Origin of the sequence: Desulforhopalus singaporensis, assembly GCF_900104445.1 — a bacterium.
In the GTDB taxonomy this organism is placed as follows: domain Bacteria; phylum Desulfobacterota; class Desulfobulbia; order Desulfobulbales; family Desulfocapsaceae; genus Desulforhopalus_A; species Desulforhopalus_A singaporensis.
Genome location: NZ_FNJI01000006.1, coordinates 49,640 through 64,990 on the forward strand (window position 1 = coordinate 49,640; position 15,351 = coordinate 64,990).

General features: G+C 51.5%; 11 protein-coding genes. 8 read left to right on the forward strand and 3 right to left on the reverse strand.

Annotated features, from left to right (window positions below; translation table 11 throughout):
• Window positions 1–120: 120 nt before the first annotated feature.
• On the reverse strand, window positions 121–2,007 hold the full coding sequence (locus tag BLQ17_RS05305) for a GNAT family N-acetyltransferase (RefSeq protein ID WP_092220541.1): 1,887 nt from the start codon (window positions 2,005–2,007) through the stop codon (window positions 121–123).
• A gap of 824 nt (window positions 2,008–2,831) precedes the next feature.
• Between BLQ17_RS05305 and BLQ17_RS05315 the strand changes: the two genes are divergently transcribed.
• The 8 genes from BLQ17_RS05315 to BLQ17_RS05350 all read left to right on the forward strand — a co-directional run bounded on the left by BLQ17_RS05315 (window position 2,832) and on the right by BLQ17_RS05350 (window position 12,028).
• Window positions 2,832–4,727 (forward strand): propionyl-CoA synthetase, encoded by a 1,896-nt coding sequence (locus BLQ17_RS05315; RefSeq protein ID WP_092220544.1) that lies wholly within the window; start codon window positions 2,832–2,834, stop codon window positions 4,725–4,727.
• 99 nt (window positions 4,728–4,826) lie between these two features.
• Window positions 4,827–5,984, forward strand: a complete 1,158-nt coding sequence (gene sucC / locus BLQ17_RS05320; RefSeq protein ID WP_092220546.1) for an ADP-forming succinate--CoA ligase subunit beta — start codon at window positions 4,827–4,829, stop codon at window positions 5,982–5,984.
• Between the two features lie 264 nt (window positions 5,985–6,248).
• Entirely contained in the window at window positions 6,249–7,121 is an 873-nt protein-coding gene (gene sucD / locus BLQ17_RS05325) for a succinate--CoA ligase subunit alpha (protein ID WP_092220548.1), read from the forward strand.
• A 64-nt stretch (window positions 7,122–7,185) separates the two neighbouring features.
• Complete coding sequence (locus BLQ17_RS05330; protein WP_092220550.1) at window positions 7,186–8,736, forward strand: acyl-CoA carboxylase subunit beta; 1,551 nt, start codon at window positions 7,186–7,188, stop codon at window positions 8,734–8,736.
• A gap of 36 nt (window positions 8,737–8,772) precedes the next feature.
• The gene (locus BLQ17_RS05335; RefSeq protein ID WP_092220552.1) at window positions 8,773–9,057 is read left to right on the forward strand and encodes an antibiotic biosynthesis monooxygenase family protein; all 285 of its coding nucleotides are present in this window, start codon (window positions 8,773–8,775) and stop codon (window positions 9,055–9,057) included.
• Between the two features lie 110 nt (window positions 9,058–9,167).
• On the forward strand, window positions 9,168–9,374 hold the full coding sequence (locus tag BLQ17_RS05340; protein ID WP_092220554.1) for a hypothetical protein: 207 nt from the start codon (window positions 9,168–9,170) through the stop codon (window positions 9,372–9,374).
• 44 nt (window positions 9,375–9,418) lie between these two features.
• Window positions 9,419–11,386: a pyruvate carboxylase subunit B gene (locus tag BLQ17_RS05345; protein WP_092220556.1), complete on the forward strand. Its 1,968-nt coding sequence runs from the start codon at window positions 9,419–9,421 to the stop codon at window positions 11,384–11,386.
• A gap of 129 nt (window positions 11,387–11,515) precedes the next feature.
• The gene (locus BLQ17_RS05350) at window positions 11,516–12,028 is read left to right on the forward strand and encodes a gamma carbonic anhydrase family protein (protein ID WP_092220558.1); all 513 of its coding nucleotides are present in this window, start codon (window positions 11,516–11,518) and stop codon (window positions 12,026–12,028) included.
• A gap of 71 nt (window positions 12,029–12,099) precedes the next feature.
• On the opposite strand, the gene meaB is transcribed toward BLQ17_RS05350, so the two are convergent.
• Window positions 12,100–13,077, reverse strand: coding sequence for a methylmalonyl Co-A mutase-associated GTPase MeaB (gene meaB, locus BLQ17_RS05355; RefSeq protein ID WP_092220560.1), 978 nt, complete (start codon window positions 13,075–13,077; stop codon window positions 12,100–12,102).
• 122 nt (window positions 13,078–13,199) lie between these two features.
• Window positions 13,200–15,341, reverse strand: a complete 2,142-nt coding sequence (gene scpA / locus BLQ17_RS05360) for a methylmalonyl-CoA mutase (protein ID WP_092220561.1) — start codon at window positions 15,339–15,341, stop codon at window positions 13,200–13,202.
• Window positions 15,342–15,351 lie beyond the last annotated feature (10 nt).

A 15,351-nucleotide genomic window follows, 5' to 3' on the forward strand; every position in this document is an offset into this window, starting at 1 on the left:
GGCGCTGAAGGAAAAGAGCGGTCGGTGGTGTAGACACCGGGGCATATTTTTACTGATACCGCAAACAGCAAATTTTTTGTTAGCGAGTGTTGCCACCTGATCTCTGGTGTAACACTCAGGTCAGTCGGCCAGCTGGTTGAATTTGCAGGTCAGTATCAGGTCGCCGTCCTCAAAAGCGGTGTTGACCTTGTACGGCAATGTCTTGAACAGGTTGATCATCGCTTTATTGCTCGGGAAAGTGTATGCCATGAGCCCGCTGATACCGTTTTCTCTGGCCACTGCGGCAAGTTTTTTGATGAACAGCGTTCCCAGTCCCTTCCCCTGGTAGTCCTCACTCACCGAAAAAGCCACTTCCGCAATGTTCTCATTTTCCAGCTTCATACTCTCGGCAACACCCACCACTCGGCCGAAACCGAAATCACCGACCACAGCCACCAGTGTCAGGTCCTTGACGTAGTCGACATGGAAACGTGTCTCCATCTCGTTACGGGCAAAGATGGTTTTTTGGCAGAAGAATCTCGTCAGCACGTCTTCTTTCGGCAGGCTGTAGTAATGCTCCTGAATGCGCCGTTCATCCACCGGTTTGGCCGGACGGATGAGCAGCGTTTCACCGTTAATTTCATAGATTTCCTCAAGCTGGACCGGGTAGACCGCCCGGGCGGCTTCGCCGAGAGTTCGCTCCGGACCTATAAATCCACGTTCCTTAGCGGCTTCAAAGAGCGTTTCGCGGAAAGAGGGATGAGCAATGCTGATCATGGCCATAGCCCTTTCCTGGATCGACTTTCCAAAAAGATTCACCGAGCCGTACTCGGTCACCACATAGTGTACGTCCCCGCGTGGAACTACGGTCACCGTATCGTTGAGCTGTGGGACTATGTTGGAATGGAGGCCGGAGTCGTCTTCATAGGTGGAAAAAAGCATCAGAATCGATTTTCCACCGGGAGATCTCCTCGCCCCCCGGACAAAATCGGGAATTCCCGACACCCCTGCAAATCTGGTCGCCGCAGATGCTTCGGCGGATACCTGACCGGTCAGGTCCATGGTTTTGGCAACATTCATGGAGACCATTTTGTTGTGCCTGGCGATGACAAACGGATCGTTGACGTAATCCGAGGGATGAAAATCGATGGCCGGGTTGTCGTTGAGAAATTCATAGAGGTTGGCACTTCCAACGGCCATAGATGAGACCATCTTGCCCTCGTTTAATCCCTTCTTTTTGTTGTTAATATTTCCGGTGGCATACAGATGCATGATGTCTTCGGTAAAAAACTGCGAATGGATACCGAGGTCGTTCTTGTTGGAAAGCGCCTGCATGGTGGCTTGAGAAATCGCGTCAAGGCCTAGCTGAAGGGTTGCGCCGTCTTCGATAAGCCTGGCAATATGACTACCCATTTTCTGGGCTCGTTCGGAAGAGAGGTTGGTAGTGGGAACTGTAAGCAGTTCCTCTTCATATTCGACCAGCAGGTCGACATCGTTGACATGGATAAAACTCTGTCCCATGACCCTTGGCATTTTGGGGTTGACCTGGGCTATGACAAAATCTGCGGAGCGAGCCGCCGCCATGGTCACATCAACTGATATGCCAAGACTCATCCAGCCGAAATCGTCCGCCGGCGAAACCTGGATTAGAGCCACGTTCAGCGGTAATTTACGGGTAGTGAACAGCATCGGGACATCTGACATGTTCATGGGAGTTATGAAGCGCTGCTGCCTGGCAATCATTTCCGGTCCGGTGGAGCCGAGATAGATGGAGCGGATATTGAGGTTGGTGTCCCTGGTCTTGTCGGCAATTGCCGTCAGAGAGGAGGTCTCCTGGCCAAGGAGACGGACGATTTCCAGCCCGCTGAAATCGTTGGTGTGTTCCACCAGGGTTTTTATTAGTTTCTGGGGTTCTCCACATCCCGAGCTGATAAAAACCCGCTGTCCGGACCGAATATGTTTTATTGCAACATCCGCCGATACCGATTTCTCCAGATAAGAGTCCGCCCAGTAATCTCTGCTTGGCATTGTCTGCTCCTTGTCACCTTTGGAACCGTTAAAAGTTGTGAATCACTGATTCTAAACCCGTTCGTGTGCTTCGGGTATTGGCAAGCTTTGGCTGTCTTCGTCATATGAACTTACTATGTGCTTAAAATTATACCTATTAATGAGCAAGCGCAAGTAAAAACGGTCAGGAATCGGATTAGTGACGACAGTCGGGAGCCGGGGCGGATCCACCGCCGGTGATATTGGCCCGGATTTTTGTTTTAAATGGTCCGGGTGTTTGCGTATATTGTATACAGAACAGTTTTGCTTTTCTGGAAACATGGGTGCCTATATCAAAAAAAAACAGGTAAAAAGCAACCTGTTCTGCATGTTTTCACCGGGCGAAACAGCTCAAATATATAACCTCAAAATTACAATGTGTTACTCTTTTCAGATCTTGCTCTTCGGCGAGCCGCTCCGCATGGCGGAATGATCAGAATTTTTTAATCTTCAAATCACATCGATTTTAGATATTACTTAATGGAGTAACAATGTTCTTTTTTTGAGTGCACTGTTAGGTTTTGCAAGTGTTAAGGTGATGATAATACACGTAAATATAATTGTTAGATAATAGCTGTAATGCGGTTTCAAAGGAAATAAATATGGTTTGGCATGAAAAAAACGAGAAATAATAAAAAATTATCTAACTATTTGTATGTAAAGGAAATAATATTATTTTTGCCGAAAGCTGTTATTGCGCATGAGTAACAATGTTAAATTTATCCCTTGAAGATTGGCTATTGATGAAGTATACAGAACAATGGAGGTAAGGTGGATGGCTATAAAACAAAGCAAAAGGAGCGATTATGGGAAAGTTTGAAGAAGTATTTCAGCAAAGCATAGGTAATCCTGAAGCGTTTTGGGGAGAAGCGGCCAAAGAAATCACCTGGTTCAAGGAGTTTGAAAAAGTTCTGGATGATTCTAATCCTCCTTTTTATAGATGGTTTCAAGGCGGGAAAATGAATACCTGCTACAATGCTGTCGATCGTCATGTTGCTAATGGCCGAGCTGACCAGACTGCAATTATCTATGACAGTCCTGTTACCAAGACCATCAAAAAAATAAGCTACAAACAGTTGTTGGATCAGGTCTCGACCTTTGCCGGCGGGCTTGCCGATCTGGGGGTGGGGAAAGGGGATACCGTAGTTATCTACATGCCGATGGTACCTGAGGCCGCAATCGCCATGCTCGCATGCGCCCGCCTGGGCGCCGTGCACTCGGTGGTGTTCGGAGGATTCGCTCCCCACGAGCTTGCCATCCGTATAGACCATGCTCAACCCAAGATACTGATTACGGCGTCCGGCGCCATTGAGGGAGCCAAGACCCTTGAGTACAAGCCACTGGTAGACAGCGCCATCGAACAGTCCACCCACATTGTTGACAAGGTGGTTCTGTTCCAGCGTGACTTTGTCTCTGCGAGTATGATTGACGGTCGCGACTATGACTGGAACGAATTGATGGCCAATAGTAAGCCGGTGGACTGTGTTGAGCTTGATGCCACCGACCCTCTCTATATCCTTTATACGTCCGGAACAACCGGCATGCCCAAAGGTGTCCTGCGGGACAATGGCGGCCATGCTGTGGCCCTGAACTGGACTATGAAGAATCTCTACAACATAAATCCAGGAGAAGTCTGGTGGTCCGCGTCCGATGTCGGGTGGGTCGTGGGGCACTCCTATATCGTGTATGCGCCCCTGATCCAGGGGGCCACTACTGTGTTCTATGAGGGCAAACCCATCGGGACCCCGGATGCCGGTGCTTTCTGGCGAGTGATATCAGAGCATAAGGTGAAGTGCCTGTTTACCGCTCCTACGGCATTCAGGGCGATAAAAAAAGAAGATCCGAAAGGCGAGTTGTTCGCCAAGTACGATACGTCATGTTTTGATTGTCTTTATCTTGCCGGGGAAAGAACCGATCCTGACACGTTGCACTGGGCGGAAGATCTGATCGGGGTACCGGTCATCGATCACTGGTGGCAGACGGAAACCGGCTGGGCAATTGTCGGCAACTGCCGCGGGATCGAAGAGCTTCCGGTCAAGGAGGGATCGCCGACCAAGCCTATGCCTGGATGGGACGTCAAAATAGTTGACGACGAAGGCGAAGAGCTTTCTGCGGGTACTGAGGGTAATATCGTAGTCAAGCTTCCGTTGCCGCCGGGAACCCTGGTGACTTTGTGGCGCAACGAGGAGCGGTTTGTCAAGTCATATATGACAAAGTTCCCCGGTTATTATGAAACCAGTGACGGCGGCTATATGGACGAGGATGGTTACGTGTATGTCATGGGAAGGATGGATGATGTTATCAACGTGGCCGGGCATCGTCTTTCCACCGGAGCCATGGAGGAGATTATCTCCAATCATCCGGATGTTGCCGAATGTGCGGTGTTCGGTGCAAATGATTCCCTCAAGGGGCAGCTGCCTGTGGGTTTCTTTGTCGTCAAGGCCGGAGTTACCCGCAGCGGTGAGGAGATCAAGGACGAGCTTGTGAAGATGGTGCGCGAATCCATTGGCCCGATCGCCTGTTTCCGTGACGCCTGTCAGGTGCCAAGATTGCCGAAGACGAGATCAGGGAAGATTCTCAGGGGCACCATGCGAGCTATTGCCAACAACAAAGAGTACAAGATGCCATCGACAATCGATGATCCGGCCATCCTGGATGAGATTACCGAAACATTGACCAAGATGGGATATGTGAAGAAGTAAATCGATCGTCAGGGCAACTGTTCCCGTGACCGGTTGCCCTGTTTTTCTAATCTTAAGGGGTAGGGCTCATCCCACTCCGATTTCTTAGGACAAATTTCTATGAAGATCCATGAATATCAGGCCAAGGAACTGTTTCGTAAATACCAGGTTCCTACTCTTGAAGGCGGTGTCGCGACAACAGTGGAGGGAATTGAAAAAACTGCCAAGGAACTGGGATTGCCCGTTGCCGTAAAAGCCCAGATCCATGCCGGGGGACGAGGAAAGGGTGGAGGGGTTAAAATTGCCAGAAGCAGTGAGGATGTGAAAAAAGCTGCTGAAGCTATACTGGGAATGACCCTTGTCACCAAGCAGACCGGGCCTGAGGGCAGGCTGGTCAAGACGGTCCTGGTTGAAAAAGGAGTGGCGATAAAAAAAGAATTGTATCTCTCCATAATCCCTGATCGTGCTACCGCCACGATAACCATAGTTGCGAGCCAGGACGGAGGGATGGACATAGAAGATGTTGCGGAAAAAACACCAGAACGAATCATCAAGGTGGCGATCAATCCGGTTACCGGAATCAGATCCTACCATGTGCAGCAGGTACTGTTCGGCCTTGAGCTTGAAAAGTCGGTGATGAAGGAGTTTGCTGGTGTCTTGCGGAATCTGTACAATTTGTTTGTCGATTATGACTGTTCGATGGTCGAGATCAACCCGCTGATTATAACGGAAGATGACAGGATTATCGCCCTTGATGCCAAAGTCGATATCGATTCCAATGCGTTGTACAGGCATCCCGACGTGGTGGAGATGCATGATCCCAATGAAGACGACCCGGCCGAAGCTGAGGCTGCCAAGTATAACCTCAATTACATTAATCTCGATGGCAACGTGGGCAACATGGTGAACGGAGCGGGGCTGGCCATGGCAACCATGGACATCATAAAGCAGGCAGGTGCGGAACCGGCCAACTTTCTTGACGTGGGCGGCGGGGCCAACGCCGAGATGGTGGAAAACGGGTTCAGAATCATACTCAGCGACAAAAAGGTCAAGGGAATCCTTATCAACATATTCGGCGGAATTCTTCGGTGTGACGTGTTGGCCCAGGGGGTGGTGCAGGCTGCAGAAAAGGTCAAGCTGTCGGTGCCGGTGGTAGTGCGTATGGAAGGAACCAATGTTGAGGAAGGACGGCGTATTCTCAGCGAGTCGGGGCTGAGCCTGATCAGCGCTTCCGATCTGGCCGACGCTGCAAAAAAAGTAGCTGAAATCGTTGCCTGACATAACCTGGACCGCGCAATTTCCGACTGTTTAACACAATCATAACCGAAACAGAAAAAGTGAATTTTGGCTTTATGAAAGAGACCAAGGGGATGCAAGTGTCAACTATTGGTTTGTCGAGCGGTTATCGCGGAGCAGAACAGGTATCAGAAATATTGTTATCACTGTACAAAACAGCTGATAGGCCACCGTTGTCAATTAGCGGGCGACGCCTTGCCTGGCAATGAAGTGGAGTATCAGGTATATCAACTGCAAAGGAAAAAGATGAGCATTCTAATAAATTCCCAAACACGTGTTCTCGTTCAGGGTATAACCGGCAAAGAAGGGCAGTTTCATACCAGGCAGTGCATAGAGTATGGAACCAATGTGGTCGCAGGAGTAACCCCAGGAAAAGGCGGCCAGACCATGGACAGTGTGCCAGTCTATAACACCGTCGCGGATGCCAAGAAGGCTACCGGGGCAAATGCTTCAATGATCCTGGTTCCACCGCCATTTGCCGCAGATGCCATTCTTGAAGCGGTGGATGCCGACATGGATGTTATTGTGTGCATTACCGAAGGTGTTCCCGTAATGGACATGCTCAGGGTGAAAAATTATCTTGCAGTCAAGAAAAGCCGGCTGATCGGCCCCAACTGTCCGGGAATCATTACCCCAGGTGAGTGTAAGATAGGGATCATGCCCGGAGCCATCCACACCCCGGGCGGTCCGGTAGGGGTGGTATCGAGGTCAGGAACCCTGACCTATGAAGTGGTTCACCAGCTTACCGCGGTAGGGCTTGGCCAGACGACCTGCGTCGGCATAGGCGGGGATCCGGTTAACGGCACCGGTTTTATCGACTGTCTGGAGGCATTTAACGAGGATCCGCAGACTGAAGCGGTGGTTATGGTGGGGGAAATTGGCGGTAATGCCGAGGAAGAGGCCTCCGCCTGGATCAAGGCCAACATGAAAAAACCGGTGGTCGGCTTTATTGCAGGTCTCACCGCACCTCCGGGACGGCGGATGGGGCATGCCGGGGCCATTGTCAGTGGCGGACAGGGAACTGCGGCGGCAAAGATTGAAGCCATGCAGCGGGCGGGGCTTTATGTCTGTGAAGATCTCGGAACGCTGGGCAAGCTCTGTAAAGAAGCATTCTCGTGATAAGTTCCAGCAGCTCGGCTGGTTTTAGAACAGGTACTGTGAAATATTGTTTCAAGGAGAGATGATGAAAACCAATGAACAACTTGACCGGTTGATGAAACTCAGAGCCGAAGCGCGGCTCGGTGGTGGTCAAGATCGGATTGACAAGCAGCATGCCAAGGGCAGTATGACCGCCCGCGAAAGAATAGACCTGTTGCTCGATAAAGGTTCGTTCGAAGAATTTGACATGTTCAAAGTGCACAGATGTACTGATTTCGGGATGGAAAAGAAACAGTACCTCGGCGACGGTGTGGTGACTGGCCATGGGACCGTGGGGGGGCGGACGGTTTACGTTTACGCCCAGGATTTTACGGTACTGGGCGGCTCGCTGTCCAAGACGATGTCTGAGAAGATATGCAAGATTATGGACCTTGCGATGAAGAACGGCGCTCCGGTAATCGGCCTTGGTGATTCCGGAGGAGCGAGGATTCAGGAAGGAATCGAGAGCCTTGCGGGATTTTCAGATATTTTCCAGAGAAATGTCATGGCCTCGGGGGTTGTTCCGCAAATTTCGGCGATTTTTGGTCCCTGTGCCGGGGGTGCGGTCTATTCTCCGGCGCTCACCGATTTTGTCATAATGGTGCAGCATAAATCCTACATGTTTCTCACTGGTCCCAAGGTCGTTAAATCGGTCACTCATGAAGATGTTACTACCGAAGAGCTGGGCGGTGCGGAGATGCATTCGACCAAAAGCGGGGTCTGTGATTATGCTGCCAAGTCGGGACAGGACGCAATCGAATACATCAAAAAGATGCTCTCCTTTCTGCCCCAGAACAATATGGAAAATCCCCCGGTGATACCGACTGACGACCCCATCACCAGGACGTCGCCCAGACTCAACGAGATTGTACCTGACAATCCTAATGCCGCATACGACATGAAGGAGGTTATCTGTCAGACCGTCGACAACGGGGATTTTTTTGAGATCAAGGAAAATTTTGCACCCAACATTATCGTCGGATTTGCCCGTTACGGCGGACTGCCGGTCGGTATTGTGGCCAACCAGCCGCTCCATCTTTCCGGGGTTCTTGACATAGAGTCATCGGTAAAGGGCGGACGGTTTGTCCGTTTCTGCGACTGCTTCAATATTCCGGTGGTAACCTTCGTTGATGTTCCCGGATTTCTGCCGGGCACCGCCCAAGAGTACGGGGGTGTGATAAGAAACGGGGCGAAGATACTCTACGCCTTTGCCGAAGCCACCATACCCAAGGTTACGGTAATTACGCGCAAGGCCTACGGTGGTGCGTATTGCGTAATGTCCCCGAAGCATCTCCGGGGAGATATAAATTACGCCTGGCCGAGCGCCGAGATTGCAGTAATGGGGGCAAAAGGCGCCTCGGCCATTCTTCATGGCCGCGATGCAAAAGCTGCCGATGACGCCAAAGTCTATCTCGCTGAAAAGGAACAGGAGTACCAGGATAAGTTTGCCAACCCGCTGGTTGCAGCGCAAAGAGGATATATCGACGATATCATCGAGCCGGCAAATACCCGCGCGCGCATTATCAAGGCGCTTGGGCTGCTGGATAATAAACGGGATACCAACCCCATGAAAAAACATGGAAATATTCCCCTGTAACCGCGAAGCTGCGGGTGACCATACAAGGAGAGATGAATGTCTGTTAAAATTTTTATAAAGCGCAAAATAAACAATGACAACATGGCTGAGCTGACTGTACTTCTCAAGAAATTGCGTACGCTCACCCTTGAACAGCCAGGCTACATCTCCGGTGAGACCCTTGCAAGAATCGATAAAAAGGATGAATGCATGGTGATCAGCACCTGGCGGTCGGTGGAGGACTGGAACAAGTGGGTGAACAGCCCGAAAAGAAATGAAGTCCAGGCCGAAATAGACAGGATCCTGGGGCAGGATACGGATTACGCCATATACAGTTCATAACGAGATACTGTTTTCCGGCCTGTCCGGGAGGAGAAAAGAATTCGTTGTGTCACCCTGTAAAAAAGCTCTATCCTGTGACAAGATGCAAAAAAAAATCAACGGGTGATTTGATGGCAGGAAAAAATAAGAAGAAAGCCGCCGCCCTGGCCGCTGTCAGTCTCTTTCTCGAGCAGGAAGAGGCAGCAGCGCTTGAGGAGCAGCAGGCAGCTGTGCCGAAAGCCGGCGGAGCTCAGTACAGTGCATGGGGACATAGTGGTCGCCATGAAATGATGACAATGCGGAGATTGATTCAGTTAAGGACATTTACCCGCTTTTGAAACAGATTTGTATGATAATGTGGTGAGGTAATAGGAGATACAGAATGAGCGATCAAGTAAAGATGACCCAGGTTAACTATGATGCAGACCGGCCAAAAGCAGATAATCCCCTGAAGGTTATGGATCTCTCCCTGCGGGATGGGCACCAGTCCCTGTTTGCTACCCGGGGACGTACCGAAGATATGATACCGGTTGCTGAGATGATGGACGAAGTCGGGTTCTGGGCTATCGAAACCTGGGGTGGTGCAACCTTCGATACGATGCACCGGTTTTTGAATGAGGACCCTTGGGAGAGACTGCGCACTTTAAAGCGTTATATCAAGAAAACCCCCTTTTCCATGCTGCTAAGAGCGCAGAATCTGGTCGGTTACCGGAATTACGCCGACGACCTTGCCTACGCGTTTGTCGACAGAGCTGCCGAGAACGGCATGGATGTGTTCAGGACGTTTGATGCTCTGAACGATTACCGGAACTTCGAGACTGTGGTTAAGCAGATAAAGAAAAGCGGAAAGCATTTTCAGGGATGTATCTGCTACACCCTTACCGAGCCGAGACTCGGCGGGGATGTATATAACCTCGACTACTATACCGCCAAGGCCAAGGACCTCGAGGGTATGGGGGCGGACTCCATCTGCGTGAAGGATATGGCCGGACTGATGTCGCCGTACGACGCCTATCCGCTGATCAAGGCTTTGAAAAAAGCTGTCTCGGTACCGATCCACCTGCACAGCCATTTTACTTCCGGGATGTCGCCGATGACTCACCTGAAGGCAATCGAGGCCGGGGTCGATATCGTCGACACCTGTATGACGCCGTACGCATACAGGACATCCCATGCGGCGGTGGAGCCGCTGGTGATGAGCCTTTTGGGGACCAACCGCGATACCGGTTTTGATATCCGTAAGCTAGCCCGGATCAATGAGGTGCTCGAAAAGGAGATCCTTCCCAAATACAAGCATCTGCTCGACGATTCGAAGGTGTCTATTATCGATATCAACGTGCTGTTGCACCAGACCCCGGGCGGTATGCTGTCCAACCTGGTCAACCAGCTTCGCGAGATGGATGCACTGGACAAGATCGATGAGGTGTATAAAGAGCTGCCGCGGGTACGAAAAGAGCTCGGCCAGATTCCGCTGGTTACCCCGACCAGCCAGATAGTAGGTGTACAGACGGTAAACAATGTGCTGCATGATACTCCCGATGAGAGGTACAAGATGATCACCGGTCAGGTGAAGGATCTCTGCTACGGGCTGTACGGCAAAACTGCGGTGCCGATCGACCCTGAAGTACAGAAAAAGGCGCTCAAGGGTTACGCGCGGGGCGAGGACCCGATCACCTGCCGGCCCGCCGAGGTTCTGGAGCCGGAGCTGGATAAGGCCAAAAAAGAGATCGGCGACCTGGCGGTGGATATGGATGACCTTATCCTTTATGCTCAGTTTCCTGTTACCGGCAAAAAGTTTCTCGAATGGAAATATGGCAAATCCGAGCCGCCGGCAAGTGTCAAGCCTATCACCCTTGAAGATGTGAAGAAAAAGGATGAGCTCATCAAAAAGGCCAAGGCCGGTCAACTGGTCGAGGCAAAACCGGATACCCCTGAGAAATCTGAGAATATCAGAACCTTCAACGTATTTGTCGACAACGAATACTTCAGCGTGGAGGTGGACCCGACCGGGGATGTCAGGACGGTACCGGTGGCCGCCCCGGCCCAGGCCAATCCCGGAGTCGCTGCTGCCCCTGCACCGGCACCTGCCGCGAAAAAACCGGAGCCGAAAGAGGAAAGAGCCGCAGCCCCCGCAGACGGAACTCTGCTTGTTGCACCAATGCCCGGAATGATCGTAAGCTACGAGAAAAAAGTCGGCGATAAAGTGCAAAAAGGCGATACTGTACTCGTGCTTGAAGCGATGAAGATGGAAAACAGTCTCACCGCACCGTGTGACGGCACCGTTCAGGATATCAAGTTCGCAAGCGGCGACAGCGTGGCAAAGGGTGCGGTGCTGTGTGTTATCGTCTGATTCATGGAACAAAACCTGATACACTGAAAACTTTTCGGTTGTTGCAGGAAGTTTGCGGTGTATCGTAACGTTGTGTTATGACAGGGAGCTGGCAGTCAGCTCCCTGTTCTTTTTTAACGAGAGGATGGTGTGATTATCAAGGAACTCAACGGGGTCGTCCCGCAGATAGGAAAGGATTGCTTTCTCGCGGAAAATTCGGTGCTGGTAGGTGATGTGGTGATCGGGGACTACTGTTCGATCTGGTACAATGCCGTCCTGCGCGGGGATGTGAACTATATACGGCTGGGGAACAAGGTGAATATTCAGGATGGCGCCGTAGTGCACTGCACCTACAAAAAATATCCGGCCAACCTTGGTAACAATGTATCGGTTGGGCACAATGCTATTGTTCACGGATGTACCATAAAAGACAATGTTCTTATAGGGATGGGATCGATTGTCATGGATGATTGTGTGGTAGAGTCCAACACCATCATAGCGGCTGGAGCTGTGGTTACCCAGGGGACCGTGGTTGAAGGCGGGTCCATTTATGCAGGGGTTCCGGCGAAAAAGGTAAAAGTTATCAGCGAGGAGCTGATTTCCGGTGAAATCGAGCGGATCGCCAATAACTATCTCATCTATTCCGGGTGGTATAAAGGCTGATCTTCCCCCTTTGGGAGCACCATATGTTAAACGCTGGTCGCAGAAGACCTTGATTGAAAACCCTGCCCTGCCTATTGCGTCAGGATTTTCAACAGCAGGTCCGCCGCCGCAGTTGGAGAGGTGTTCCTGTTCTCGACATCATGTTTGAGGGTTGGAAGCAGCTTTTTTATCTCCGGGTTATTGTAGAACCAGGCGCGTAACCCTTCATCGAGAAGAAAACTCATCCATTCCAGGGCCTGCTCCTTTCTCTTGAACGCCATTTCACCGCACTGTGTTAATTTGTTGCGATGATCGAGCACTGTGTTCCAGATGGTGTCGATGCCGGTTGATTGAGTGGAGCTGCAAGTAAGAACCCTGGGCGACCAGTTGGGCGAGGCCGGCATCAGCATGTGCAGGGCGGTTTCGTATTCTTTTCTTGCTATTTCCGCACGCTGTATGTTGTCACCGTCAGCCTTATTGATAACGATGGTGTCGGCTACCTCAAGCACGCCCTTCTTTATTCCCTGGAGCTCGTCACCGGCTCCGGCAATCATCAGTACCAGGAAAAAATCGACCATCGACGCCACTGTGGTTTCAGACTGACCCACTCCCACCGTTTCAATTATTACAACATCATAACCGGCTGCTTCACAAACCAACATGGTTTCCCTTGTTTTTCGGCCGACTCCTCCGAGGGTACCGCCGGAAGGCGACGGCCTTATGAAGGCGTCGGGATTGATGGCAAGTTTTTCCATACGGGTCTTATCGCCGAGGATAGAACCTCCGCTCCTGCTGGAGCTGGGATCTATGGCAAGTACCGCAACTTTGTGTCCAAGTCCGGTCAACATGGTACCGAAACTTTCGATAAACGTGCTCTTTCCGGCACCGGGTACCCCGGTTATACCCAATCTCACGCCCTTGCCGGTTTCGGGAAGCAATCTGTCGACGATTTCCCTGGCCAGTTCCTGATGGGCGGGAAGAGCACTTTCAATTAACGTGATGGTCCTGGCGAGCATCAGCCGGTTTCCGTTTTTAACTCCGTCAACGTATACTTCTGCAGATTTTAACATGTCGGTCTGTGGTGATGTACCTTGCCGTAGAATGAGTGATGCGCAGAAAAACACGGCGGTTTCAGTGGAGAAGCGAGTAAAACCACCGAAACCGCCGTGCCACCGCACAGGACGGGAAAAGCTTAACTCAGGTATTTTTCCTCGAGCAACCTAAGCGTTTTGTCGGCGGAATCGGGGATTGGCGTTCCGGGACCGAAGACCGCTTTCACTCCGGCTTCGTAAAGGAAATCGTAATCCATCGGCGGGATGACGCCTCCTGCGACGACGATTATGTCTTCACCGCCTATTTTCTTCAGCTCATTGATAAGCTCGGGGATCAGTGATTTATGGCCGGCGGCAAGACTGGAGGCTCCCACCACGTGAACATCGTTCTCAATAGCCATCTTGGCAGCTTCTGCAGGAGTCTGGAACATCGGGCTGATGTCAACGTCAAACCCCAGGTCGGCATAAGCGCTGGCAACCACCTTAAAGCCGCGGTCATGGCCGTCCTGCCCCATTTTGGTCACGAGCATCCGTGGGCGCCGGCCCTGTTTGTCAAAAAACGCGTTGGTGCGGTTCTTGATGTTGTCTATGGCCCGGGTGTCTGCCACAAATTCCGACGAGTAGGCACCGGAGATACACCTTGTGGTTGCAACAAACCGTCCGAACACCGCCTCCATGGCATCTGAAATTTCTCCAACGGTGGCTCGTGCCCGCACCGCCGGCAGTGCAGCTTCAAGAAGGTTGCCGCCGCCTTCGGCCGCAGTTCTCAGATCGGCAAGAGCCTTATCAACAGCAGCCTGGTCTCTGGTCGATTTTATCTCTTTGATCCGGGCAATCTGTTCATCACGCACGGACGCCGGAACTTCGCGGATTTCAAAATCGATTTTCTCGTTGGCGAGCTGGTACTTGTTAACGCCGACAATAACATCGAGCCCCTGGTCGATTCTCGCCTGCTTTCTGGCCGCAGATTCCTCAATGCGCATCTTCGGCATGCCGCTTTCGATCGCTTTGGCCATCCCGCCCAGCTCTTCGATCTCGTCGATTATCTTCTGGGCTTCGTCGATGATGGCGCTGGTCAGGGATTCGAGGTAGTAAGAACCACCGAGCGGGTCTATGACCTTGGTGATGTTGGACTCATCCTGGATAATTATCTGGGTGTTTCGGGCGATCCGTGCGGAAAAGTCGGTCGGAAGCCCGATAGCTTCGTCAAAGGAGTTGGTATGCAGTGACTGGGTTCCGCCAAGTACTGCCGAAAGGGCCTCCATCGTCGTCCTGATGACATTGTTGTACGGATCCTGTTCGGTGAGGGACCATCCGGAGGTCTGGCAGTGAGTGCGCAGCATTGACGACTTGGGATTTTTCGGATTGAAGCCGGACATTGCCCGGTGCCAGAGGAATCTGGCGGCTCTTAACATGGCGATGTCCATGAAGAAGTTCATGCCGATCCCGAAGAAAAACGACAGCCGGGGGGCAAAGGTGTCGATGTCCATACCGCTCTTGAGGGCAGCCTTGACATATTCTATGCCGTCGGCGATGGTGAACGCGGTTTGCAGCACACTGTTGGCGCCCGCCTCCATCATATGGTAGCCGCTGATTGAAATGGTGTTGTACCTCGGCATATTGCTGGAACAAAACGACATGATGTCGGAAATGATCCGCATTGAAGGTTCCGGCGGATAAATATAGGTGTTCCGGGTAAGATACTCCTTGAGAATATCGTTTTGGATGGTGCCGCTCAACTGCTCATGCTTTACCCCCTGCTCCTCTGCGGCAACGATATATCCTGCCAGGATTGGAATAACTGCGCCATTCATGGTCATTGAAACCGACATCTGGTCAAGCGGTATACCGTCAAAGAGTATTTTCATATCCTCTACGGAGTCGATGGCGACCCCCGCCTTGCCGATATCGCCCGCGACTCGCGGATGGTCGGAATCGTATCCTCTGTGGGTTGCCAGGTCAAAAGCTACCGAGAGCCCTTTCTGACCAGCCGCAAGCGCTTTGTGGTAGAACGCGTTTGATTCCTTGGCCGTAGAAAATCCAGCGTATTGTCGAATGGTCCAGGGACGTCCGGCATACATGGTAGCCATGGGGCCGCGAACGTAGGGTTCCATTCCCGGCAGGGTGTTGACCGACTCCATATCCTCAAGGTCTTCGGCTGTATAAAGCGGTTTTACCTTGATCCCTTCCGGGGTCGTCCAGTCAAGGGTTTCAAGGGATTTGCCTTTCATCTGTTTCTCGGCCAGTTCTGTCCACTTTGATAAATTCGGATGTTCTGACATCTTCTACTCC